Here is a 25,985-nt window from a genome sequence, read left to right as displayed (position 1 = left end):
ATTATGGTGAATAAAATGAAAATTCGCAGGGATGGTATGTACAGAAAATATGTAAAGAGACCGATGGATGTCATATTAGCTTCAATAGCTATTATTATTCTCAGTCCGCTGTTATTAATAATAGCTGTTCTAGTTAAAGCGAAACTTGGCAGTCCAGTTTTGTTTAAGCAAAAAAGACCTGGACTTCATGAAGAAATCTTTTGGATGTATAAGTTCAGAACGATGACGGAGGAGAAGGATGGAAATGGGAATCTGCTTCCTGATCATGACAGACTGCCCAGGTTTGGCAGATTACTCAGATCTACATCTCTTGATGAACTGCCGGAGCTTTTTAATATCGTAAAAGGCGATATGTCGATTATCGGTCCAAGGCCTTTATTGGTGCAGTATTTACCTTTGTATAACCCACACCAGAAACGACGCCATGAAGTACGGCCGGGATTGTCCGGCTTGGCTCAAATCAATGGAAGAAATGCAATCAGCTGGGAGGATAAATTTCAACTCGATGTGGAGTATATAGAGAATATCAGCTTTTTAGGGGATTGGAAAATTATTCTGATAACGATAAATAAAATCCTCATAAAAGAAGGTATTCATCAGGAAGAACAAGCAACTGTTCAATATTTCACAGGAGATTCGGAGGATGTATAAATGAAAATAATTTTTATGGGAAGAAAAAAATATGCAGCAGAGCTCATAGAGTGGACGTTAAGCCAAGGGGTGGAAATTGCAGCAGTTGTTACCGATTCACATTTTCCTAATTCACCAACTGCTCAAAAAGCTTCTGAATTAAGAATTCCTATTATTTCAATGGAAGAGGCAGAAAATATCCTATATGAGCCAGATCACCAAATTGATTTGATTATTTCTTATCTGTTTTGGAAAAAGATAAAGGAACCGTTAATCAGCGGGCCGTCATATGGCTGCATTAATTTTCATCCAGCTTTATTACCTGAATGGCGGGGAACAGCCGGGTATAATATGGCAATCTTAAATAAACTTCCAAGGTGGGGTGCTACTGCACATTACGTAGATAGTGGAATAGATACTGGCAGTATTATACGTACTTTTAAATTTAATTTTGATTATCGAATGGAGACAGCAGCAAGCTTAGAAAAGAAGACACAGGAAATTCAGGTAGAACTATATAAAAGTGTACTTTTAGATGTTATATCCCAAGGACGGCTGGCCTCAGTCAAACAGAATGCTAAACAGGGAAGATATATTACCAGAGTTGAAATGGAGGAAATGAAAGAAATTGATTTAATCAAGGATGATATAGATTTAAAAATCAGAGCCTTTTGGTTCCCGCCATACAATGGTGCCTTTATTGAAGTAGAAGGAAAAAAATATACGTTAATTAACGATTTTATCCTGAAACAGCTAATGAACAAAGATAGCACCGCAAATGTTGTAACTTCCGAAAGAAATCTTGTAAAGAATTAATAAAGGTTGTAAGAAAAACCAAGAAAATCACTTGATCTTTAAAACATTGGTGTTCTTGCCAAGGAGATGTCCGCTACGACGGTTTTCGATGGGAAGAGTAATCGCAGTCCCAGGAAGTCGCTTTCCGCGGGCAACGCCTCAGTCTCCTCGGAAGAAGACCACTTCCTGCGGGGTCTTCACCTGTTGCTTTTCCCGCAGGAGTCGACTTCCCTTCGCTCCCATCTATGAAGAAATATGTTTCATTTGCTTTCTTTCAAAGAAAAGAAGCTGATTCTAGCGAAGGTTTTTGATGGGACGAGTAATCGCAGTCCCAGAAGAAATATACGGAGACTCCTGTGGGAGTGCGCAAAACGGAAAAGGAAGTTCGGTTAAGTTCGTCGCGACGTCCTGTCTCAGGCACCGAACTGACATACATCCTGTATGCCTCCAAAGTGTACTTCTTTTTTTCGAGGAGGCTGAGCTCAAGCCCACGGAAAGCGTAGTATATTTCTGGGGTTGCGATTACTCACCCCATCAAAACCGTTGGAGCGGCTATTCTTCATCTTATATCTATACTTTTTTATTTTTTTTAAAGGGAGCTGTTTTTATTGACCCAATCTAGAATCTATTTGTCCCCGCCGCATATGAGCGGAAACGAACTTCAATATATAAAAAGCGCCTTCGAATCAAATTGGATTGCGCCATTAGGGCCGAATGTAGACGCATTTGAAAAGGAAATAGCGGAAAAAACAGGGGCAAAAGGAGCTGTTGCAGTAAGCTCAGGGACTGCAGCAATCCATTTGGCTCTTTCTTTATTAGGTGTAACAGAAGGCGATACAGTATTCTGCTCTACATTAACCTTTGTTGCAAGCGCAAATCCTATTTTGTACCAGGGAGCAAATCCAGTTTTTATTGATTCTGATCCAGAATCCTGGAATATGTCTCCAAATGCTTTAGAAAAGGCATTGAGAGTGTCGGCTTTTGAAGGTAAACTCCCGAAAGCAGTCATTGTTGTTGATTTATATGGACAAAGTGCAAGAATGAACGAAATTGTCTACTTATGTAATGAATATGGCATTCCCATTATTGAGGATGCAGCGGAATCATTAGGTTCACTTTATAAAGGAAAGGCCAGCGGTACATTTGGTGATTATGGTATCTACTCCTTTAATGGCAATAAGATTATTACAACCTCCGGCGGCGGAATGCTTATTTCAAATAATATGAAAGCGTTGGAAAGAGCAAAGTATCTTGCAACACAGGCAAAAGATCCTGCTCCACACTATCAGCACAGTGTAGCTGGCTTTAATTATCGTATGAGCAATCTGCTGGCGGGTGTCGGCAGGTCACAATTGAAGGTTTTGGATGACAGAGTGAGGTTAAGAAGAAAGGTATTTAATATGTATTTTCAAGCTTTATCAGATCTGCCGGGAGTAAAGTTTATGAAAGAGCTGGAAGATACACAAAGCAACCGCTGGTTAACAACACTGACGATTGATGACAGAAAAGCGGGAATTACAGCAAAGCAAATTTTAGATGCACTGAATAAGCAAAATATAGAAGCCCGTCCAGTTTGGAAGCCGCTCCATTTGCAGCCGCTTTTTAAAAGGGCAAAATACTTTATGCATGATGAAGGAGGATCTGTTTCAGATAAATTGTTTGAAACCGGAATATGCCTTCCATCAGGCTCCAGTTTAACAGAGGTGGAACAGCACCGGGTAATAAGATGTATAAGAAATATATTTGACAGCACCATTCGTAAAAGGGTTGAGATGAAATTACAAGAATATGAGGTATAAGTCATGATTGGAGAGAAAATCAAAAAAATACGAAAGTCCAGAGGGCTGACTTTATCAGAATGTGCAAAGCGTGCAAATATATCAAAATCTTATTTAAGTAATATTGAACGAAATTTAAACCAAAATCCATCCCTGCAAATTATCGAAAGACTGGCAGGTGTATTGAATGTGGAGGTCAATACGTTCATCTCAGAAGAATCACGAATAGGACAAATACCAGAAACAAAATGGCTGCAATTTGTAAAGGATCTTAAGCAGTCAGGTGTAAAAACAAATGACTTACAAGCGTTTAAGACAGTAATTGAATTTGCAAAATGGCAGCAGGAGAATTTGGATAAAAACGATAAAAGCAGGGGATGAAGATGAAAAGTCCTGAGAAAATGAAAGTATTACAAATTGTTGGTGCTATGAACCGGGCTGGGACAGAAACGATGTTAATGAATTTATACCGGAATATAGATAGTGAAAAAATCCAATTTGATTTTATCTCTTACAATCAGGAAGAAGCACATTATGATCAGGAAATAAGAGAATTGGGAGGGAGGATTATCCGGCTAAAAAAAACGAATTCCGTTCTCGAACTCTATCATGTAATAAAGAAGTATGGACCTTATGACGCTGTTCATGCACATACCTTATTTCATTGTGGACTCTCCATGATTGCAGCACGATTGGCAGGTATAAAGGTAAGAATTTCCCATGCACATACAACGCTGGATGACAGTGAAGGGCTGCTTAGAAAGCTCTACCTTAAGTCGATGCGTTTTTTTATTTCTCAATATTCAACAGATCTGTTGGCATGCAGTGAGGCAGCTGGGAAATATTTATTTGGAGAAAAAAGAAGTGCAGGTTCAAAGTACACATATTTTCCCAATGCCATCGACTATTACCCATATTTGAAAAGGCCAGAAAACAAAGTAAATGAATTTCTGCTCCAACAGAAGCTGGGGAAGAGTATCATCATTGGACATATCGGCAGATTTATAGAAGCAAAAAATCACATATTCTTAATAGAGGTGATGAAAAAAGTCATTCAAAGAGATAAGCAGATGAAACTATTATTCGTAGGAGATGGAGATTTACGCGGTGAGATAGAAGCCACTGTATTAGTAGAAGGACTGGAAGAAAATATCCGCTTTGCCGGCTTAAGAGAAGATATTCCTACAATGCTGCATAGTATGGATGTATTTGTATTTCCATCTATTTATGAAGGCTTAGGGATGGTCCTGCTAGAGGCGCAGGCAAGCGGGGTTCCTTGCATTGTTTCAGAGGCCATTCAGCCGGAAGCGGATCTTCATATCGGTCTGCTTACCAAATTGCCTCTATCGGATCAACCGGATGTATGGGCAGATACGATTATTGCAAAAGCAGGGCAAAAAGAACGGAATCAGACTGAAATCAGAAATGGATTTGAAAATAACGGTTATTCTATAGAGCAGGCAGTTCATCAATTACAGAAAATTTATCAATATAATGAGGTCGATAAACGTGGAAAATATATTGATAGCTTCCTTTGATTTGGAGGTAGGAGGAGTCGAGCGCAGCCTGATAAGCATGTTAAATAATTTTAATTATACAGACTATCACGTTGATGTTATGCTGTACAGCCATACTGGCGATTTTATGAATCAATTACCAGCACAGCCCAATCTTCTGAAAGAGTCAGATAGCTATAAAACGTTTCGGATGTCTATCAAGGATACATTTAAAGCAGGATATTTAACTATCGGGTTTGCCCGTTTACTGGCGAAGTATAAAGCTGCAAAGAATCAAGGCTCAGAAAAGGGCTATAAACAAATGCAATATATGTGGAAGTATGCATTGCCATTTTTACCGAAGCTGGATGCAGCATATGATGTGGCAATAAGCTATTTATGGCCGCATTATTTTGTGGCAGAAAAGGTTGAGGCTAAGATGAAAATTGCGTGGATACATACAGACTTTTCTGTAGTGGAAACCGATGAAACAGTCGATATAAGCATGTGGATGAAATTCGATTACATTATTGCAGTTTCCGAAGAATGTAAAAAGGCATTTATAAATAAATATCCTATTTTAAAGAAGAAAGTTACTGTTATCGAAAATATTACTTCACCTGATCTTATCCAAGCATTAGCAGCAGAAAAGCTTGAAAATCCAATGATTTACGATAATCGTTTTAAAATCATTACCGTAGCCAGATTATCTCATGCAAAGGGTATTGATAATGCAGTCCGGGCACTGAAACTTTTAAAAGAAAGAGGCTATCACAACCTTGCCTGGTATGCTGTCGGCTATGGTGGAGACGAGAAAATGATTCGAAGTCTTATATCTGATTATAAACTTCAGGATAACTTTTATTTGTTAGGAAAAAAAATCAATCCATATCCATATATGAAGGAAGCAGACCTTTATGTTCAACCCTCCCGCTATGAAGGTAAGGCAGTAACGGTCAGTGAAGCGCAAATTCTTGCAAAGCCGGTGCTGATAACAAATTATTCTACTGCTAAAAGTCAAATTCTGGAGGGATATGATGGGATGATTTGTGAATTATCTGTTGATGGTTTAGCGGATGGTATAGAGGAACTGTATCATAATTTAAAATTAAGGAAGAAATTAGCTCATCATTGTTCCAGGTCCAATTTTAATAATTCTACCCGCGAATTAAGTAAGCTGTATGATTTAATTATATCGTCGTGTTAAAGACAATTCAAAGAGGCGTAAGGAAACACGTACGGATAGAAAAAACGGGGTGTAATATGAAAATTTACACAATAACATGTCATGATGCCTACAATCATGGAGCCTCCTTGCAGGCATTTGCATTATTAAGATATTTAACCCAATGTGGTCATGATGTTGAAATCATTGATTATAAGCCAGCGTATTTAAGCAACCATTATAAATTGTTCCGAATCGATAATCCGAAATGGGAGAAGAATTTGCTGACAAAGCTAGTTTATTTAGGAATTAAAGTTCCATTAAGAATACCAGGGTTAAAAAGAAAAAGAGCCTTTGATCAATTTACAACCACTTATTTAACATTAACAAAACGTCAGTACCGCTCTAATGAGGAATTAAAGAATAAACTGCCTGAAAGAGATGTATATTTATGTGGAAGTGATCAGATTTGGAATAGTCTTTATCAAAATGGAAAAGACCCAGCCTTTTATTTAGATTTTGTACCAGGAGGAAGGACAAAAGCTTCTTTTGCTGCCAGCTTTGCTACAGAAGAGATTGCGCCGTATTTGGTTCCAGTTGTCCAAAAATGGATAAAAAGGTTGGACGGAATAAGTGTCAGGGAAAAAAGCGGTGTTAACATCCTGAATAAAATGGGGGTTTATAACGGAAAAAAAGTTGTTGATCCCGTGCTTTTATTAAGCAAGGGTGAATGGAATGAAATAGGCAAGAAACAATTTCACAATAAGTATATACTGGTCTATGATTTTGATAATAATCAGCTGATAAAAGAGATTGCAGTAAAGATTTCAAAAGAGAAGAACTTGAAAATATACAGCATTAATCCAGGAAAGATAAATTATGCTGATAAATATTTTCGACACGTGGGCCCGGAGGTATTTATTTCACTTGTGAGAGATGCAGCCTTTATTATTTCCAACTCATTTCATGCGGCAGTATTTTCAGTACTGTATCAGAAAAATTTTGCCATTGTGAACAGAAAAGAATCTATCAACACGAGAATGAGGGATCTTCTGGAGGATTTGAATTTAGAATCAAGGCTAATACATCCACATTATAAAATGAAAGATTTATTAAATCCAATAGACTATAAGGAAAGTGAATTCATTCTTAACGGGAAAATTGCGCAATCTAAACTGTATTTAGAGAATGTGTTACATCCTAGAGAAGTGAGAGATCCTTAAACGGGAATAGATAAAATGAAGTGACATGCAGAAACAAAGCAGGGGGTGAAAATAATAATGAAAAAGGATATTTTATTTGTGATTGACTCATTAGATATTGCCGGGGCAGAGAAGAGCTTAGTATCTCTATTATCCATGCTGGATTATTCAAAATTCAATGTAGATCTACAACTATTTTCTTTTGGAAATATTTTAGAAAAAATAGTGCCAAAACAAGTAAATGTACTTCCACCATTGAGCTATACAACCTTTACAAATCGAACTATAAAACATTCTATGCAACATGTCCTGTCAAAAAAAGCAGTTCAAATGTTTTTTTCAAGAATCAGATACTCTATCGCAATATACAAAAAGGACTATCATAATACGAAACGGGCTATTCTTTACTGGAAAAGCGCATCAAAAGTAATCGAAAACAATAATAAAAAGTACGATGTAGCCATCAGCTATGCGCAAGGGGTTCCTACTTATTATGTAGCAGAAAAAGTGAAAGCAGAGAAAAAGCTTGCCTGGGTTAATGCTACATACATAATAGATGAGGAAGATATAGCATTCCAAAAGAAATATTATAATCACTATCACAAAATGATAGCTGTATCAAGAACAGCTGAAAAAGATTTATTAGAACGCTTTCCTTATTATGCAGATAAAATAGAGGTAATGTACGATATCAATAATCCTCGGCTTATTTTCCAAATGGCGGAGGCAGGAAATAATTATCAGGATTCTTTTCATGGAATCAGGATTTTAACCATCGGTCGATTATCTGCTCAAAAAGGTTATGATATTGCTCTTCAGGTATGCAAAATACTGAAAGAAAAAAGAATTCATTTTAAGTGGTATGTTTTAGGAAAAGGACCTCTAAAAGAAAAAATAAAGGAGGATATAAAAAGACATCAACTAGAACAGCACTTTATTTTATTAGGGGTTGAGGCAAATCCGTATCCGTTTATTGAGCATGCTGATATGTATGTGCAGACCTCCAGATTTGAAGGATTCGGTCTTGCTATTGCTGAAGCAAGAATGCTAAATACGCCTGTTGTAACAACAAGGTTTGATGCAGTCTATAATCAAATGATTCATGAAAAAAATGGGCTTGTTGTTGATATGAATCCGGAAGCTGTTGCAGAAGGGATATTAAGATTAATCAATGAGCCGGAGCTTAGACAAAGTATCATACATTATCTGAAGCAGGAAAAGAAGGGGAATACTGAGGAAATCGAGAAGTTCTATCAATTTATTGGATAACATAATATGCGCCTGTAGAAAGAGGGTAGCAGTATGAAGAAGAAAATGCTATTTATGCTGATCAATATGAATATTGGCGGCACGGAAAAGGCACTGCTTAATAGGATAGCAGAAATACCTGAACATAAATATGATATTACGATTCTAATGCTGGAGAAATATGGTGGATTTTTGAATGCAATTCCAGATCATGTCAACGTGGAATACGTGCATGAATATCCTGAGATAAAAGGAATGGTGACGAATCCCCCCAGATGGACTATATGGAATCTTATAAAAAAAGGCCGGCTTATCAGGGTAATAAATTTCTCGCTGACATATGGATTGTCCCGAATCCTGAAAAATAAAAGTATTTTCTTTAAATATATATTAAGGAATACTGCGGATATAAAAAATAAATATGATGTAGCTATAGCTTATGCAGGTCCGATGGATCTCATAAGCTATTTTGTTATTCATAAAATAAGTGCTGAAAAAAAACTGCAATGGATTCATTTTGATGTGACGAAGGTCGGGTTTGATCTGCCATTTGCCAAAAGATTGTATCCTGAGTTTGACAGAATCTATACGGTGTCAAATGAGGGAAAAGACCGTTTAGTTCATATACTGCCTGAATTACAAAGTAACATAGATTCCTGTCCTAATAAAATCTCTTCTGAGTTAATTTTACAAATGGCGGATGAAGGGGATGGCTTTAATGATGAGTTTGATGGCATAAGAATATTAACTATCGGACGATTAAGTAAAGAAAAAGGACAGGATCTTGTTATTCCAGTATTAGCAAAGCTGAGAGAAAAGGGATATAAAGTCAGATGGTACTGTGTTGGAGAAGGTAACAGCAGGTCTGCATATGAATTTCTTATTAAAAAGTATCAAGTTGAAAGAGAATTTATCTTATTAGGAGCACATCCAAATCCTTACCCCTTTTTAAAACAATGTGATATTTATGTTCAGCCATCCCGACATGAAGGATTCTGTATCACTTTAGGAGAGGCGAAGGTCTTTAACAAGCCGATTATTACGACTAATTTTACAGGTGCTCATGAACAAATGGAGGGATTGAAAATGGGTGTTGTTGTAGAAGCTGATGCATGGGAGATATATCAGGAAATCATTCATGTAATGAGCAAAAAATTAAGAAACAAAATTGAAATTAGCATATAGCCCTTCGAAAAGGCTTTTTAGTGAGGTGAGAAAAAAAGTGCGCAAAAAAGTATTATTTGTAACACAAAGAATGATAATGGGTGGAATCGAAAAGGCTTTAATTGCTATGCTGAATAGCATGCAGCTGAAAGATTACGATGTGACTGTAAAGCTGATGTCGGAGGAGGGTGAGCTTTATGAGGAAATCCCGGAGTTTGTGCATGTAGAAAATATATTTGGAGCAAGGGAAACAGCATTGGAGAAAATGTGGAAATATACAAAAAAAGGGGACATTATTACAGCGGTTAAAACAGGATTTTATACGAAATTGATACAGCACACAGTGTCTAATTATAAGCAAAACAGGTACTACTCCAGGATGGTGCCAAGAGATGAAACAGTGTACGACATTGCTATAGCTTACCATAGTCCGGTAACATTTCCCGACGTTTATGTCATGAATAATATAAAAGCAAAACAGAAGGCTGTCTGGATTCATTGTGATGTTTCCTATTTTGAAGAAGCTTTGCGAAAACAGGGAGAGAGGTTCTATAGTAGGTTCGATTGTATCTTCTGTGTTTCTAAATATGCTATGACGAAATTCATTGATATATTTCCGAATCTGAAAGATAAAACATTTCCATTTTATAATGTTATCGAAAGAGATAAACTGGAGACTTTATCAAAAGCGGAAGAAAGTTATAGCGATAGGTTTAAAGGCATTCGCCTTCTGACAGTGGGCAGGCTGTCAGTAGAAAAAGGGCAGGATATGATTCCGGAAATTTTATCAAAATTATTGTTAAAAGGATATCATGTCCGCTGGTACTTAATAGGCGAAGGGATTCTAAGAGAGAAAATCGAGACAATGATAAAGGAATACCAACTAGAAAATAACCTCCTGTTACTTGGTACGGTAAAAAATCCCTATCCGTATATAAAGGATTGTGATATTTATATACAACCATCCCGGCATGAATCCTATGCCCTCACTGTGGCAGAAGCAAGGATATTACGAAAACCCATTATTACAACAAATACTGGTGCAGCTGAACAAATAAGCCAAGGAGAAACAGGGTTAATCGTAAATTTCGAGAAGGAAGAGATTTATCATGCTATCCTGCGACTATTAAATGATAAAAGATTAAGAGAAAAATTCAGCAGCAACCTGTCACAGCAGGTAGTGGATACAACAAAAGAGATGGAAAGGCTCTATAAAATGGTGGAGAATGCTCCATAAATTCTTTCATATGTCTCAAAAAAACTTCTAAAATAAAAGGTGAGTAAATTGGTGAATAGCGTCCATAAATTACTGCGGCTTTTTTCAAGAAAAGAGAAACAGAAGCTTATTGTGCTGCTTTTTATGATGATTGCAGCAGCAGTATTTGAAACAATCAGCATAGGAGTAATTGTTCCCTTTGTCGGTATGGTAGTAAATCCAAATGTGATTCAGGAGCAGCCTGTCCTTGCAAATGTATACGGCTGGCTTAACTTCCAGACGGTAAATGCTTTTATCATATTTGCTGTAATTATATTATTAGCAGTATTTGTGATTAAAAATGTATACTTACTATTTTTTAATTACACTCAAATTAAGGTGACATTGAATCAAAAAGTAAGGTTGTCCAGGGATTTATTTCAGGCATATTTAACAAAGCCCTATACCTTTCACTTACAGAGAAACACAGCTGATCTATTGAGAAATGTCAATGAAGAAGTAGCAAAAATCTTTAATGGAATCATGATTTCTGGCTTTCAATTACTGACAGAGGTGCTGGTCATCCTGTTTATTGCAGTATTATTAGTAGTAACAGCCCCTTTGGCAACTTTAGCCGCAGCTGTTTTACTAGGCGGGAGTGTTTGCCTTTTTTTTATAAGCTACCGGAAAAAAATCAGCCAGCTTGGGGAAGAGCATCAGGAAGTAACCGGGAAAATGATACAATGGGTCAATCAGGGACTGGGTGCCAGTAAAGAAGTAAAGGTTTCCGGGAAAGAGCGTTTTTTTATCAGAGAGTATACAAATCAGAGTCAAATTCAAGCCAATAATACGAAGTACTTAAAAATGCTGGAAGTGGTTCCTAGATATTTTATCGAAACGATGCTTGTCGCGATTGTTCTGATCACAGCACTAATCATTATTCTCCAGGGAGCGAATCTATCTCATTTTATCTCAACCATGGCATTATTTGCTATGGCCGCATTTCGGCTGATGCCTTCCATCAACCGTGTTGTTTCATTGATTATAATTATGCGGTATAGTATGCCGGCCTTGCATGTCGTTTACGATGATTTATTTATGGATAAAGACGTTTTGGCATCTGGTAAGAACAGTACGGAAATAATACGTGGAGAAAAAATATTTCACAATTCAATCCAGATGGATGAGGTGTCTTTCAAGTACCCCAATCAAAATAAATACGCTGTACAGGATGTTACTTTATCGATTCCCATCGGTAAATCAGTTGCCTTTGTCGGAGAATCAGGAGCCGGTAAAACAACGATTGTTGATATTATACTAGGCTTGTTCCCGCCCGAAAAGGGAAGCATTCTGGTTGATGGTGTAAATTTATTTGAACAGCGGTCTTTATGGCAAAAGAAAATCGGATATATTCCGCAGGCTATTTTTCTTTCCGATGATTCTATCCGCCGGAATGTTGCTTTTGGGTTAAATGATGATCAGATTAAAGATGAAGAGGTTTGGCGTGCTTTGGAGCAGGCACAGTTAAAACAGTTTGTTGAAGAGCTTCCCAATAAGCTTGATACACCGGTTGGAGAAAGGGGTGTCATGCTGTCGGGCGGACAGCGCCAGCGAGTTGGCATTGCCAGATCGTTATATCATGATCCCGAGATATTGTTTATGGACGAAGCAACCTCTGCATTAGACAACAAAACGGAGAAAGAAATTATGAGTGCTTTTAATAAACTGAAGGGGAATAAGACGCTAATTATCATAGCACACAGATTAAGTACTATTGAAAATTGTGACATTGTCTACAGGATAAATAATGGCAGATTAGTATCAGTAAATAATAAGCTGAACCAATCCATTATGTAACGTAGAACCTTTAGAAGGAGGATAGCAAAGTGGATGTTATTCTGCATAAAGATGAGGATGCAGTTGAAAGATTATTTTCTGCATGTAGTAATTTTAGTGAGGGAATTCATGAATATAATATTTTCCAGGATAGAGCATGGATGAAAAACTGGTGGAGATATAAAAAAAGCTGCCAAATGGTAGATCCTTATATTATAGAAGTAAAGGAAGGAATGAATACTATTGCGATTATCCCTCTTTACAGTTATAAAGCAACCTGGGGCTTTACTGTAATCCGGCCGATTGGATTAGGAATGGCTGATTATTTAGTGCCGATTATTTCTAGCAAATATGATATGAGGGAAATCACTAACCTGGTGATGAAAAAGCTTACAGAGGACAGGAAAAATTGGAATTGTATAGTATGGTCGGACTTACCCGGGGATTCTATTTATAATAAAGTCTTTTCTACTCAGTTACCGGATGGTTTTAAAATGATAGAAAAAATAAAAACGGTAGATTCCCCTTACATCATGCTTGAACGTAATATGGACCAGACGAAGTCCGGGGTAAATCAAAAGTACGTAAAGAAAATCCTTTTTAAACAAAGAAAATTAATCAGGCAAAAAGGAGAATACCTTTATAAGAAAGTATTAAGAGAAATAGATGTAGAACCTGTGATGAATACGCTATTTGAGCTGCATAAGAGAAGATGGAATGGTACGAAAACTCCCAGCAAATACAATAATCAGAAAGAGAAGGAATATGCACTGTTAACAGCAAAAAAACTCTTTCAAAATGAGTTATTACATCTTTCCTATTTAGAAATAAATAAGCAAATTATTGCAGTACACTTCGGCATGAACGATGGAAACAGATTCTATTTTTATATTCCAAGCTTTGATACGGAATTTGGAAAGTACTCGATAGGTCAGTTGTTAATATATCATCTTATTCTTGATGCAAGTAAAGAAGGATGTCAGTATTTCGATTTTTTAAAAGGGGAAGAAGCCTATAAGTACAATTGGGGGGCGGTCAATAAACATAATGTAGAATACACCTTCACAAATACGACTTTAAGATCAGGATTTTTCACTTTCTTGTTTCAAATTAATAAATCCCGTTTTTTTCATATATATCTACGGAAAAGTGCTGAAAGGATTTTAATCAGAGCAAATTCATAAGGTGTACATCAATAAAGATTAGAGAGAGGATGAAGATTATTTTGGCTGCTGTTAGGTTGAAGAGCCTGGTTTTTCAGGGAATGAAGCGGACCATTGGTGAAGAAAGAATGATTAAGCTTATCGAATACACACGGGGACTGTACAGATATCCCAAAAAAATGCTGGGAAGAGAATTCCAGGATAATATAAAACAGGAAGCAGATATACTTGTTTTTGCTGCGCATCCGGATGATGAGGTTTTGGGTTTGTCTTCAATTTTATATAGTCATCAGGAAAAGAGAGAGAACGCTGTCGTAACGTATGTGACCAATGGTTCCGGGTTAATTGGTGAAAGCTGGCGGATGCCTGAGGCGTTTTCAAAGGATAGAGCGGAGGAAAGATATAGAGAGGGTTTACAGGGGTTATCATTATTAAATATCCCAGAAGAAAATGTGTATTGTCTTGGATTTCCCGATGCAGGAACACATCGCTACTTAAATGAAATAGCGAAGGATGTTCTTTTTTTAATGGAAAAATATCAGCCTAAAAAAGTATATGTTCACTGTATGGAGGGTGGACACAATGATCATGACATAACAAGCTATGTTGTAAAATCAGTTTGTAAGAAGCTGGACTTTTCTAATGTTTATGAGTGGGCGGAATATAATCAGCTGCAGCCTCTTGGTACGGAGGATATTCGTTTTAGAAATTGTAAATCAACGGAGACAGAAGAAACTCTAATGAAGCTCTCAGGTGCTCAGTACAAGCTAAAAAAGCAAATGCTGGCATGTCATAAATCTCAGGATGTTGCTAAATATTATTTAATGGGAGAAGCCATCCGGAAAGCGGACTTGGATGATTTAGAAAAAGAACTATTAGCGTACTCCAATTTCCAGGAAGCAAGCATCCGGCCATTAATTACCCAGTTCTCTAAATTTATAAAACATTTACAAATTAATGAGTCCACTGTTCACGGCAAGCTTTATCATTCAAAAAATAAAATGAAAAAATTGATGAATGGGAGGTGATTTCTCTGGGTGCTATCGTTGGAATCTATCAGTTTAATAATGAATCGGTACAAGGAAATCATATATATATAATGATGAAGGAATTACAAAAATTCCTTGTAGATGATGCTGTGCTATGGCAGCAGAAAAATATTTTTCTCGGTTGCCACTCTACGCGGATGATCTGCGAGTCGGTTGAAGAAGATTTACCTAATTGTTATAACGCGAGATTACTGGCAATTACTGCAGATACAGAAGTAGCTAATCGTAATGAACTATTTGACAGCTTAGAAATTAATCGTCTCAAGAGAGCAAGTCTGCGGGACAACGAGTTAATCTTGCTTGCCTATCAAAAATGGGGAGAAGAATTACCGAGATATTTAGTTGGTGATTTTGCTTTTATGATTTGGGATGGTAAAGAACAAAAACTTTTTGGCGCGAGAGATTATTCGGGCACCAGACCCATTTATTACTTTCATGACCAAAAGCATTTTGCCTTTTGCACATTAATACAGCCGCTGCTATTATTGCCATTTGTAGATAAGAGCTTCAATGAAGTTTGGATTGCAGACTTCTTCCTGGGCAGCCCGGATGGGAGTGATTCTATTAATCCTTCGTCAACAATTTATAAAAATATAATACAAGTTCCCCCGTCACATACTATCTCTGTTTGTGATGGACTCGTTAAGGTAAAAAAATACAGTCACTTTATCAATAGATGAGTATTCCCTCTACTTCATTTTTACAGGACTTTATTAGGAAGAAGTCTATTAGAGGTAACTAATTATCAAAAAATTAGAAATAAGTATTGAATTATTATGTAAAATAGTATATGTTCTTTATATAGAACGAAAATTTATTATCCCTTTTTAAATGAATAACTAAATAAACTGCTTTAATTCAAAAGTGGGATTTAGTTTTTTAAAATTTTATTGTTCTTTAATAAGAACAATAAGCTAATCCTATATATTGGAGAAGATATGATGAGTGCAATTGCTGGAATTTATCACGTGAATAGTGCTGTTCCGCAACAATTTGGGCGGCAGATGATGCTGGCATTAAGAAAGTTTCCGGCTGATCAAGTGCAAATCTGGAACAATAAAAATGTGTTCTTAGGCTGTCATGCACAGTGGGTTACACCCGAATCAATTAATGAACAGCTTCCTTTCTATGATGATAGACAACTGGCAATTACATCAGACGCAATCATCGATAATCGGGAGGAATTATTTGATAAATTAGGAGTTCAGCGTGAAGAAAGAAAAGGAATGCCGGATAGCCAATTAATATTGATTGCTTACGCGAAATGGGGCGAGGAGTCTCCAAAATATTTGGTTGGCGACTTTGCTTTTATGGTTTGGGATGAAAAAAACCAAAAGCTGTTTGGAGCGAGAGATTTTTCCGGTTCAAGGTCACTCTACTATTTTTCTGATGATCAGCGATTTGCATTTTGTACAGTTATGGAGCCGCTGTTAAAGCTGCCCTATGTTAACAGACAATTAAATGAGGAATGGCTGGCTGAGTATTTAGCGATTTCGACCTTTATAGACGCAATTGATGTATCAAGAACGGTTGTTAGAAATATCCTGCAAGTTCCCCCATCACATATGATTACTGTGATAGAAGGGAAGGTGAAGCTTTCTAAATATCAGGTGCTGTCATTTAATGACAAAATCAGATTCAAACAAGATGATGAATATGTGGAGGCTTTTCGTGATATATTCCAGAAATCGGTTGATTCGAGATTACGTACATTTAAATCTGTCGGTTCTCAGCTGAGCGGCGGACTTGATTCAGGTTCTGTTGTCAGTTTTGCTGCAAAAACATTACAAAGCCAGAACAAAAAATTACATACCTACAGCTCAATCCCGGCAGCAGATTTTATTGACTATACACCAGGAAACTATTACCCGGATGAACGTCCATACATCCATGCTACGATTGATTATGTAGGGAATATTGAAGATCATTATTTAAGCCTGGAAAGTAAGAATCCATACAATGATATGGATGAATGGCTGGAAATTATCGAATCGCCTTATAAATTCTTTGAGAATTCATTCTGGATGAAGGGGATTTTTGAACAGGCAGCCAAGGATAATGTCGGAGTTTTGTTAAGCGGTGCCAGAGGGAATTTTACAATATCCTGGGGACCGGCAATGGAATATTATGGACACTTATTAAAGAGAATGAAGTGGTTTCATTTTGCCCGTGAGCTTAAGCCTTATAGCAGAAACATCGGGATAGGCAGAAAAAAGCTGTTATCACTTATAAGTAAACAGGCATTTCCGTTTTTAAACAGGGAAGATGATAATTCTTTTCCAATGCTTGTGAATCCTGATTTTGCTAATAAAATGAATGTGTTTGAAAAACTTCAGAGATATGGAATGGGAGCAGATGGACTTACTGATCTCAACATTTTAAATCAAAGAAACTATCTTATTGATAATGAATTTATATGGAATTCAAATGGAATAGCATTTTCAAAGCTATCCCTGCAATATGGGACACTAATGCGTGATCCGACAAATGATATCCGGGTGATTAATTATTGTATGTCCCTGCCGTTAGAACAATTTATTAATAACGGAATGGATCGGGCATTAATCAGAAATGCAACAAAAGGATATTTGCCTGATAAAGTACGGTTAAACCAGACAAAGTACGGTGTCCAGGCAGCAGATTGGCTTCACCGCATGATACCCTGCTGGACAGACTTTATTAATGAGGTGAAAGAGCTGTTAAAAGACAAGGATACAGCACAATATTTGAATACAGATTCTATTAGAAATGCCCTGTCATCTGCTATGGAAAAGCCAAAGGGTGATCTTGCTTTTAAGCCTGAGCTGAGGATGCTAATGCGCAGTATCATCGTTTATCGATTTCTGAAAACATTTTACCTTGAAGGAGGTGATACAAATGAAAAAGCAATGGAAAGAGCCCAAATTGGAATTATTGGATATTAAAGAGACAATGGCAAGCTTTAAAGGCGATTCCTGGGATGGATTTTTTATTGGCAGATATAACAAACCGGATCCTAATCCGGGAGAAGACATAAGTTAAGCTGCACATTCCAAATGAGAGAATTTTACAAGATCAATATGGTCTTCAACCAAAGATAGATACTTAAACCTGAATCGCAGTGCTCTTCGAATAGTTGAAGTCGGTAGATTATTGCCCTTATACCGTCCCGTTTGTATAAGGGCTCATTTTTTCTTAGTTCATGTACTCCACTTGTCTGAAATAGTCTGTTTATTATAAAAAGAGGGTGATTAATAGATGTTTGAAATCCCAAAAATTCATTCCTATAAAGCATTTGGATTAAATATTTTAAGTGATTTCCCATTACCAGAATTAATACCTGTCAGTCGCAAGAATTTTGATGAAGCTGATTTAACTATAATAGAAACCAATTTATCTTCCTTATGGTCAAAGCTTGCCGAACCAGATGCTTATTACTACATAAAAAAGAAACTTTGTATGATTAAAGTTCCAGGTGCGGCCATTTATATGATTGAAGATGGAAGAGCTATTTCAGTCTCACCGATTGAGGGTTCAAACAATAATCAAATCAGGCTTTACTTGCTTGGAACATGTTTAGGTGTTCTGCTCATGCAAAGAAAAATAATGCCGATACATGGAAGTTGCATTGTCATAAATGGAAAAGCCTATGCTATTGTGGGCGATTCTGGTGCAGGGAAATCAACGCTTGCTTCCGCATTTTTAAGCCGCGGCTTTCATTTACTGACAGACGATATCATGGCGGTGACACTATCTGAAGATAATATTCCGCTCGCTATACCTTCATATCCACAGCAAAAGTTATGGCAGGAGAGCTTAGATCGATTTGGCATAGAATCAGATCAATTTAAACCAATCTATAATAGAGAAACAAAATTTAATATACCGGTTAATGACCATTTTGTTGATAGATCAATACCTTTAGCCGGAATTTTTGTTTTAAGCAAAGCTAATCAAAATGATATTGAAATAGTATCCATCCAAAAATTAGCACGTTTCCCTGTCCTGTTTCATAATACCTACCGTAATTTTATGATAAATCGTTCCGGATTAATGGATTGGCACTTCGCATTTTCTGCTAATCTGGCGAACAACCTTGATTTTTATCGAATCATACGTCCTGTCTCCCGATTCACAGTCAATGAATTAGTAGATAACATTTTAAGCTTAATTGCGAAGGATAGGAATGTAAATAATGAAAAAGCAGCAACAATCTATTGAAAGGGAGAGATAGTAATATGAATAAAACGATTTCAAACAGTGATATTGTAAGTCAATTAGAGGGACTTATTGTCAGCGATATGGACGGGGAAAAGGTCATGTTAAGTATTGAAAATGGAAAGTACTACAATCTTGGTGAAACAGGTGGAGTGATTTGGGATTGTATGAAAAAGCCTATTTCTATACAAGACCTGATTCAATCATTAGTTAAGGAATATGATGTGGGAGAGCATGAATGCAGGGAGCAGGTACTCAGATTTATAGACCGTTTATCAGAAGAAGGTTTGGTAAAAATAGAGTTTGCTTAAAAAAGGGGGAGCGGGATGAGAAGGATGATATTATTTCTATCTTTAAATAAGAAAATGAGGCACCTTCTATTTGAAGCATATATTTATCTTGCTTTTGCCCGTCTTATTAAAGCAATGTCCTTTTCGAAAATAGCACCTTCATTAGGGGAAAAAATGAAAGAAACCTCAACAGATTTAAACCCAGAATATAAAAAGACATTGATGGGGATATCGCAGGCTATCCATATTATGAGCAAGTATACATTTTGGGAGAGTGAGTGTCTTGTCAAGGGCATAGCTGCATTGAAAATGTTAGAAAAGCGGGACATAGAAAGTACACTTTACTTAGGAATAGCAAAAGATGAGGATGGAAAATTAATTGCTCATGCATGGTTGCGCAGTGGTCCATTCTTTGTAACGGGATTAGAAGGAGCAGAACGGTTTACGGTTGTCAGCAAGTTTGCAAAGAAAATAGATACAAAGGATAAAAGGTGAAATAAATGGAAAATAGACATCAATTGGACCTTCGTAATATACCTGAAGAATTACAGCTAATGATCGAATTATTAAGGAATAATCATCTGGAAGAATGGGAAACTTTCACAGATATTAATTGGGAAACTTTCATTGATTTGGCAATTCATCACCGTATTTATCCGGTACTTTATCCGAAATTGAAAAAGGTAAAGGAAGGTATTGTTCCTCCCTTCGTTTTAGAAAGGTTTTCCTGGCTTTATAGAAGAAATACAATGAAAATGCTTTTCTTAGGCTCAGAGATGCAAAAGATCAGTAAGCTGTTTTCAGACAATCACATTCGGCTTCTTTTTTTAAAAGGGCCAGTACTTGCTCAAGCGTTGTACGGTGATATCTCCCTTCGTACGTCCAGGGATCTGGATGTTCTTATTCCGATAGAAAAACTTGATGAGGCGGAGCATCTGCTATTAGCTCAAGGCTATGAAAAGGAATATGAAATAAATAAAGAATTAAATGAATGGAAGTGGAGACATCGTCATGTTAACTATTATCATCCGCAAAAGAAAATCACGATAGAAATTCATTGGAGATTGAATACCGGTCCGGCGAAAGAGCCGAATTTTAATGAATTATGGGAAAGAAGAAAGCAGAGCACAATTCCGGGTAATGAGGTCTATATGCTAAGCAATGAGGATCTCTATTTATATCTTAATATGCATGGGGCACAGCATGGATGGTCGCGCTTACGATGGTTATTTGATATTCATCAATTAATGGATAAAGAATTAAACTGGAACAGGATATATAATCGGCTAAAACGCTTTGGTTATCTTCAGGTGGGAGGACAAGGTATGATACTTGTGTCTGAATTATTTAATAGAAAGCTTTCTAATGAGATGCAGCAATATTTAGTGAACAGCCGTTCGAAAAGACTAGCAGCAAAATCAATTTTTTATTTGGAATCCATGATTAATATATATACGTTACCATTACCTGAAAATGTAGTGAAGTATCATAAAAAGTATTTAACGGGCTTAATGTCGACGGAGCAGAGGATTCTTTTTACTTTAAGTTTGCTGTATCCATATCCGGATGATATGAAAACCTTACCGTTACCAAAAACGCTCCATTTTCTCTATTTTCCGCTTCGTCCATTTCTCTGGGTATGGCGAAAAAGAAAGAAGCATGTATTATCATAAGGAGACATAGAGATGAAATCCATTATATATTTTTTGAAGCAAATCTATCGTTATTCGGGGAAGATCGTCTATATTAATTTATTTGCAATGGCCGGCATCGGTTTACTAGATAGTGCAGCGATTCTATTACTTGTCCCATTGATCAGTATGAGCGGCATTGTTGATATGGGAGCAGTAAGAATACCGATATTAAGTATATTTGATTTTATGGCAGATATTCCAGCAGCTGCTGGTCTGCCGATTATATTAGCCATTTTTATCATGATTGCCGTTGGACAAAATATTGTAAAGCGACAGCTTAATGTGAAAAACAACAGGTTACAGCAGGGATTTTTAAGATATATGCGTGTGGAAACATATAAATTGTTACTGTATTCTAACTGGCAGGTTTTCATTAGAAATAGAAAGTCCGATTTTATTAATATTTTAACATCAGAAATTGCACGTTCCAGTGTAGGTGTATATTCAGTATTACAATTTATATCATCTATTGTCTTCACTTTTATTCAGATAGGGCTGGCATTTATTCTTTCTCCTGTAATTACAACATTTGTACTCCTATGTGGATCTGTTCTTATTCTTTTTAACCGTAAATTTCTAAAAAGGTCATTGACTTTAGGAAACAGGAATTATGAATTATCTAAGGAATATATCAGCGGGATTACTGATCATATGAATGGGATAAAAGATATCAAAAGTAATACATTGGAAAAATCAAGATTAGACTGGTTTGGGCTAATCACAAAAGAAATGGAAAATGAACAAGTGGAGTATATAAAATTAAAATCAACATCACAATTATATTATAAAATGGCTTCTGCTATTTTAATCGCTGTTTTTATCTATTTTGCAATAATGATGTTTCATGCACAGGCTGCACAGCTTCTGCTGATTATCATTATATTTTCACGGCTGTGGCCGGGAGTTGCAGGAATCCAGTCATCGATGGAACAAATCGCAGCAACAATTCCTTCTTTCAGAGCAGTAATTACTTTACAGGATGAATGTAGAAATGCCAAAGAGTTTAATACGGATGAAAGTTTAAAAAATACCTCAATTAAAATGAAAAAAGCTATTCAATGTGATCAAATCTATTTTCGCTATAATGAAAATGCTGATTGTGCTTTAACCAATATTAATCTGGTTATCCCGCCCAATAAAATGACAGCATTTGTAGGGCGCTCTGGAGCAGGAAAAAGCACATTAATTGATTTGTTATTGGGACTGAACCAGCCGGAGAATGGAAAAATTCTAATTGATGGCGTTTCGCTTTCGTACAATAATATCTCAGCCTGGAGAAAATCTATCAGCTATGTACCACAGGAGCCATTTCTTTTCAATACAAGTATTAGAGAAAACCTGGAAATAGTAAAAACAAATGTGACAGAGGAAGAACTATGGGAAGCCTTGGAATTCTCGTCGGCTATAGATTTTGTAAAGAAACTTCCTGATGGACTAGATACCATTATTGGTGATCGAGGAATTAAGTTATCTGGCGGTGAACGACAGCGTCTCGTATTAGCACGGGCTATATTAAGAAAACCATCCATTCTTGTTTTAGATGAAGCAACCAGCGCTTTAGATACAGCGAATGAGTCCAAAATTCAGGCTGCACTGGAAAGGCTGAAAGGTAAGATGACGATTATCGTTATTGCACATCGTCTATCAACGATTCAAAATGCCGATCAGGTCGTTGTACTGGAAGAAGGAAAGATTATTCAACAGGGAGGCTTTATCGAGCTTTCTAAAGAGAAGAAAAGTATGTTCAGTCATCTTTTGAGTAATCAGATAGAAGCAATGAGATAAGAGAGAGCCCATATATTGGAGAGCGATAAACTGTGAGAAAAATAAGAAAAAGGATTCTTCTGTCCGTATTTTTAATATTTCTTGTAATTCTTATATATACTATTTGGGACAATAATCGGTTTATCATCACAAGACAGGAAATCATAATTGACCATCTACCGAAGCAGCTGGAAGGATTTCGTATTCTTCAGGTTAGTGATCTGCATGAAAAGCAATTTGGTGAAAACCAGAAAAAACTGATAGAATCAATCAATTCAATAGCCTATGACGTCATTGTTTTTACAGGCGATATGCTTGATGACGTAGAAAGCACCAACTACGACAGCTTTTACACATTAATTGAAGGAATTGATAATAAAGAAAATGCATTATATGTACCAGGGAATACAGATCCGGCAAATTATCAGGTTGGAAGAAAAGTAGAAAAGAGTGATTTCACCCAAGGAATGGAAGAACGAGGTGTTCATTTATTAGAGTCTATCCACTCGATTTCGACCAATGGGAAAAATGTTCATTTTGTTCATTTTGAATTATCTATCTTAAAAGATCCGCAATATATGGGAAGCGTACAAGGAATTTTAAAGCCGGACTATATTAATGAAGAAAGCTATCTTCTGCAACAGGAAGAGCTGTGGGAAGAGTTAACAGTGCTCGATAACCGAAGTGAATCGGACATTCTTATTGCATTGAACCATTATCCGATTCCTGATATTCGAATCGACCATATTCAAGCTAATCCTGATTTAAAATGGACAGATTATGATTTGATTATGGCAGGACATTATCATGGGGGACAGATTCGTTTACCTTTTATTGGTGCTCCCTTCATTCCAGAGCCCTGGTATGAACCAAACAGCTTATTTCCACCGCAAGATCGTATAAAAGGGTTATGGGAATACGCTGACACCAAGCAATATGTTAGTGCAGGTCTCGGTAGCAGCGGTGCGGTATCTTTTATGAAATTCCGGTTGTTTAATACTCCTGAAATTAATCTTGTTATCTTGAAAGGGACAGCTAATAGGCAATAAAGCAAGGATTTAATTGTAAAAAATTCAGCTGGAAATTCGACTTACTTTTTGATTTTATTCTTTATTATTCACAGATTCTGTTTCAATGAATAATGCAGATTTATAGTAAAATGAAGCCCAATTTGATGAATGGGGCTGTGGTTATAGTCATTTACTTCACAAAAAGTCGTTTGAATAAGTGAAAAACATGTCATAATTTGAATTTTCTTATATGACAAAACTAGTGTGCTAAAGACAAAACAAGTCAAGCGATTCGCGCTAAATATATAGTAAAATAGGCTTGTGTATTTATGTTTATAGGTAATCTTGGGGAGTTTCTATTCCGCCTTTTAAAACAAAAAGAGTGGAGGAAATATAGTTATCAATATCACTTATTATTTTATGTTATCTGTTAAAAAAATTGTAGACTTGTAATGACAGGGATGAAAAGCTTTTTGTGATCATTATCCCTTGACTATATAAATTTCATTCTATTATAATACTAATGAATAATATTACTAATGAGTAATATATTTAATATTGACTGAAGCAGGTGTTTTTCTTGAATCAAAGAGGAAGAAAAAAAGGAGCAGATGGAACAAAAAGCAGGGAATTATTTCTTACTATTGCTAAAGAGGAATTTGCCAATAATGGTTATCATGAAACAAAGGTAAGCACAATCGTTGAAAAAGCTGGTCTAACACAGCCAAGTTTTTATTTATATTTTCAAAGTAAGCAGGCAATTTTCCAGGAAATACTTGATTCATTTCGAATTAAGCTAACCGATTTGACAACAAAAAGCAGGCTTAGTCCTGGAATTGATGAACATTCTTTAGAAGATCGTATTGCAGAAGGATTAAGTGCTATTTTAAAATTTTTTGCAGAAAATATGTACTTAACAATCATTGGTTTTTATATGTCGGCAGAAGCTGATGAGATCAAAGAAAAAATGGCAAATCAAATAAAAGATAACCTTCTTTATGAGAAAGAAATCGGCTATTTTCATCTTCACCTTGATATGAAGTTTGTTTCGGAAAGTCTGGTAGGTATGATAGAGCATCTGACAAAAACGCAATTATTTACAGGATTAAAAGAACCGGAAGCACTTGCTAAGGAAATTGTCCAATTCTTGTTATATGGCATGATAAGGGGATATAAATAGAATTAAAATTTACAGACACATTGTTCTAAAAATAAATCTACTGGTATGTTAATCAATTTGAAGAAGGGAGGTGAAATGTTAGATTCATTTGACGTATGCTTCATCATTTCATTAATAATTGAAATTAGTCATTAATATGGGTGGCAACTACCATTCATATCTTTGTTGCCTTTGTGATAATAACTCAAAATAAAATTTCGGAATATTTCATTTTAATTATTTTTAATATTTTTACCCTGTTTGATAAGTAGAAAAATCTTTAAGCAGCATGAATGACTGGTAGTAACCATATTATCTATATTAATGATGGGGGCGGGGTTGTGAAAAAGAAAATTGAAAATGTTGTATTTGATCGAGAATGGATTACATTAATAAAAGAAGCAAAAAAATTAGGCCTGTCACTTGAGGAAGTCCGCAAATTTCTGAATCATATAAGAGAAAAATCTAACGTTTGATTTGGATTTTATTTATAGAGCTTTTAAAAAATGCACCTTTAGCAAAATGTGGTAAAATAAAGATACCTAAGCAATATTGAATATCAATTTGCAAGGTGCATTTTCTTGTAAAATTACAATTTAAATATACAATTGATTTCTCTCCAGTCTAATTATTATACTTTTATTTCTAATTATGAAGGCGTAAAATACCATAATTATACTTAAATCCTCACTAAGAATTAACTTTCTATACATCCTCAAAATAATAATAGAACTCTTCACCAAAGTTATGATATAATTTGCAGAGAAAGAGGTGAAAAACTTGATTGGTGAAAAAATAAAACAATTGCGAAAAGAAAAGAGGATGTCACTTTCTGAGCTTGCTGAAAAAGCAGGAGTAGCGAAATCCTATTTAAGCTCAATTGAGCGAAACCTTCAATCAAACCCTTCCATCCAGTTTATCGAGAAAATCAGTCAAGTGTTGGATGTTTCTGTAAACGATTTAATAAATGATAATAATACGGTAGTTGAAACGGAGTTAGATAGTGAGTGGATGAAAATTGTAAAAGAAGCAATGGAATCCGGAGTTTCAAAAGAACAATTTAAAGAATATCTGGAATTTAATAAATGGCGGCGAGAACAAGATAAATAAGTCACCTAACCGTTTAGCAACGTGCTTTACGGTTTTTTTG

The 25,985-nt window shown here is 36.1% G+C and carries 25 protein-coding genes; all 25 read left to right on the top strand.

Features of this window, described 5'->3' with window-relative positions:
• Positions 1–15: 15 nt before the first annotated feature.
• The 25 genes from MKY30_RS23330 to MKY30_RS23210 all read left to right on the top strand — a co-directional run bounded on the left by MKY30_RS23330 (position 16) and on the right by MKY30_RS23210 (position 25,945).
• Positions 16–651, top strand: coding sequence for a sugar transferase (locus tag MKY30_RS23330; protein ID WP_341085531.1), 636 nt, complete (start codon positions 16–18; stop codon positions 649–651).
• A complete protein-coding gene (locus MKY30_RS23325) occupies positions 652–1,446 on the top strand; it encodes a methionyl-tRNA formyltransferase (protein ID WP_339282563.1) in 795 nt (264 codons plus the stop codon). It abuts the gene before it with no gap.
• A 623-nt stretch (positions 1,447–2,069) separates the two neighbouring features.
• Positions 2,070–3,224, top strand: coding sequence for a DegT/DnrJ/EryC1/StrS family aminotransferase (locus MKY30_RS23320; protein ID WP_339286314.1), 1,155 nt, complete (start codon positions 2,070–2,072; stop codon positions 3,222–3,224).
• A 3-nt stretch (positions 3,225–3,227) separates the two neighbouring features.
• Positions 3,228–3,584, top strand: a complete 357-nt coding sequence (locus tag MKY30_RS23315) for a helix-turn-helix domain-containing protein (protein WP_341085528.1) — start codon at positions 3,228–3,230, stop codon at positions 3,582–3,584.
• Positions 3,585–3,586: 2 nt separating this feature from the next.
• Complete coding sequence (locus tag MKY30_RS23310; RefSeq protein ID WP_341085527.1) at positions 3,587–4,741, top strand: glycosyltransferase family 1 protein; 1,155 nt, start codon at positions 3,587–3,589, stop codon at positions 4,739–4,741.
• Positions 4,713–5,906: a glycosyltransferase gene (locus MKY30_RS23305; protein ID WP_147211663.1), complete on the top strand. Its 1,194-nt coding sequence runs from the start codon at positions 4,713–4,715 to the stop codon at positions 5,904–5,906. The genes MKY30_RS23310 and MKY30_RS23305 overlap by 29 nt, the downstream gene beginning before the upstream one ends.
• Before the next feature lie 56 nt (positions 5,907–5,962).
• Complete coding sequence (locus tag MKY30_RS23300) at positions 5,963–7,087, top strand: polysaccharide pyruvyl transferase family protein (RefSeq protein ID WP_341085525.1); 1,125 nt, start codon at positions 5,963–5,965, stop codon at positions 7,085–7,087.
• A 57-nt stretch (positions 7,088–7,144) separates the two neighbouring features.
• On the top strand, positions 7,145–8,335 hold the full coding sequence (locus tag MKY30_RS23295) for a glycosyltransferase (RefSeq protein ID WP_341085523.1): 1,191 nt from the start codon (positions 7,145–7,147) through the stop codon (positions 8,333–8,335).
• 33 nt (positions 8,336–8,368) lie between these two features.
• Positions 8,369–9,499 carry a glycosyltransferase gene (locus MKY30_RS23290; RefSeq protein ID WP_147211660.1) on the top strand — a complete coding sequence of 377 codons (1,131 nt, stop codon included), beginning with the start codon at positions 8,369–8,371 and terminating at the stop codon, positions 9,497–9,499.
• Positions 9,500–9,536: 37 nt separating this feature from the next.
• Positions 9,537–10,715 carry a glycosyltransferase gene (locus MKY30_RS23285; RefSeq protein WP_341085521.1) on the top strand — a complete coding sequence of 393 codons (1,179 nt, stop codon included), beginning with the start codon at positions 9,537–9,539 and terminating at the stop codon, positions 10,713–10,715.
• Positions 10,716–10,766: 51 nt separating this feature from the next.
• Positions 10,767–12,530, top strand: a complete 1,764-nt coding sequence (locus tag MKY30_RS23280; RefSeq protein WP_341085519.1) for an ABC transporter ATP-binding protein — start codon at positions 10,767–10,769, stop codon at positions 12,528–12,530.
• Positions 12,531–12,559: 29 nt separating this feature from the next.
• A complete protein-coding gene (locus tag MKY30_RS23275; RefSeq protein WP_341085517.1) occupies positions 12,560–13,693 on the top strand; it encodes a GNAT family N-acetyltransferase in 1,134 nt (377 codons plus the stop codon).
• 41 nt (positions 13,694–13,734) lie between these two features.
• A complete protein-coding gene (locus tag MKY30_RS23270; RefSeq protein ID WP_341085515.1) occupies positions 13,735–14,700 on the top strand; it encodes a PIG-L deacetylase family protein in 966 nt (321 codons plus the stop codon).
• Positions 14,701–14,771: 71 nt separating this feature from the next.
• Positions 14,772–15,401 (top strand): hypothetical protein, encoded by a 630-nt coding sequence (locus MKY30_RS23265; RefSeq protein ID WP_341085513.1) that lies wholly within the window; start codon positions 14,772–14,774, stop codon positions 15,399–15,401.
• Between the two features lie 261 nt (positions 15,402–15,662).
• Complete coding sequence (locus MKY30_RS23260; protein WP_339282554.1) at positions 15,663–17,645, top strand: asparagine synthase-related protein; 1,983 nt, start codon at positions 15,663–15,665, stop codon at positions 17,643–17,645.
• Positions 17,599–17,742: a paeninodin family lasso peptide gene (locus MKY30_RS23255; protein WP_147211653.1), complete on the top strand. Its 144-nt coding sequence runs from the start codon at positions 17,599–17,601 to the stop codon at positions 17,740–17,742. Before MKY30_RS23260 ends, MKY30_RS23255 begins: the two co-directional genes overlap by 47 nt.
• 216 nt (positions 17,743–17,958) lie before the next feature.
• Positions 17,959–18,921, top strand: a complete 963-nt coding sequence (locus tag MKY30_RS23250; RefSeq protein ID WP_147211652.1) for an aldolase — start codon at positions 17,959–17,961, stop codon at positions 18,919–18,921.
• A gap of 17 nt (positions 18,922–18,938) precedes the next feature.
• Positions 18,939–19,229, top strand: coding sequence for a lasso peptide biosynthesis PqqD family chaperone (locus MKY30_RS23245; RefSeq protein ID WP_147211651.1), 291 nt, complete (start codon positions 18,939–18,941; stop codon positions 19,227–19,229).
• 15 nt (positions 19,230–19,244) lie between these two features.
• On the top strand, positions 19,245–19,703 hold the full coding sequence (locus MKY30_RS23240) for a lasso peptide biosynthesis B2 protein (protein ID WP_147211650.1): 459 nt from the start codon (positions 19,245–19,247) through the stop codon (positions 19,701–19,703).
• Positions 19,704–19,708: 5 nt separating this feature from the next.
• Positions 19,709–20,881, top strand: a complete 1,173-nt coding sequence (locus tag MKY30_RS23235) for a nucleotidyltransferase domain-containing protein (RefSeq protein WP_147211649.1) — start codon at positions 19,709–19,711, stop codon at positions 20,879–20,881.
• 12 nt (positions 20,882–20,893) lie between these two features.
• On the top strand, positions 20,894–22,687 hold the full coding sequence (locus MKY30_RS23230; RefSeq protein WP_341085509.1) for an ABC transporter ATP-binding protein: 1,794 nt from the start codon (positions 20,894–20,896) through the stop codon (positions 22,685–22,687).
• A 32-nt stretch (positions 22,688–22,719) separates the two neighbouring features.
• Entirely contained in the window at positions 22,720–23,715 is a 996-nt protein-coding gene (locus MKY30_RS23225; RefSeq protein WP_339282551.1) for a metallophosphoesterase, read from the top strand.
• Between the two features lie 532 nt (positions 23,716–24,247).
• Positions 24,248–24,856 carry a TetR/AcrR family transcriptional regulator gene (locus tag MKY30_RS23220; protein WP_445667727.1) on the top strand — a complete coding sequence of 203 codons (609 nt, stop codon included), beginning with the start codon at positions 24,248–24,250 and terminating at the stop codon, positions 24,854–24,856.
• Between the two features lie 272 nt (positions 24,857–25,128).
• On the top strand, positions 25,129–25,311 hold the full coding sequence (locus MKY30_RS23215) for an anti-repressor SinI family protein (RefSeq protein ID WP_186813690.1): 183 nt from the start codon (positions 25,129–25,131) through the stop codon (positions 25,309–25,311).
• A 304-nt stretch (positions 25,312–25,615) separates the two neighbouring features.
• A complete protein-coding gene (locus MKY30_RS23210; protein WP_147211645.1) occupies positions 25,616–25,945 on the top strand; it encodes a helix-turn-helix domain-containing protein in 330 nt (109 codons plus the stop codon).
• Positions 25,946–25,985: the final 40 nt, after the last annotated feature.

This window comes from Oceanobacillus sp. FSL W8-0428 (assembly GCF_038004405.1).
In the GTDB taxonomy this organism is placed as follows: Bacteria; Bacillota; Bacilli; order Bacillales; family Amphibacillaceae; genus Oceanobacillus; species Oceanobacillus sojae.
Note: the sequence above shows the minus strand (reverse complement) of the source record. Positions and strands in the feature narration are given on the sequence as shown.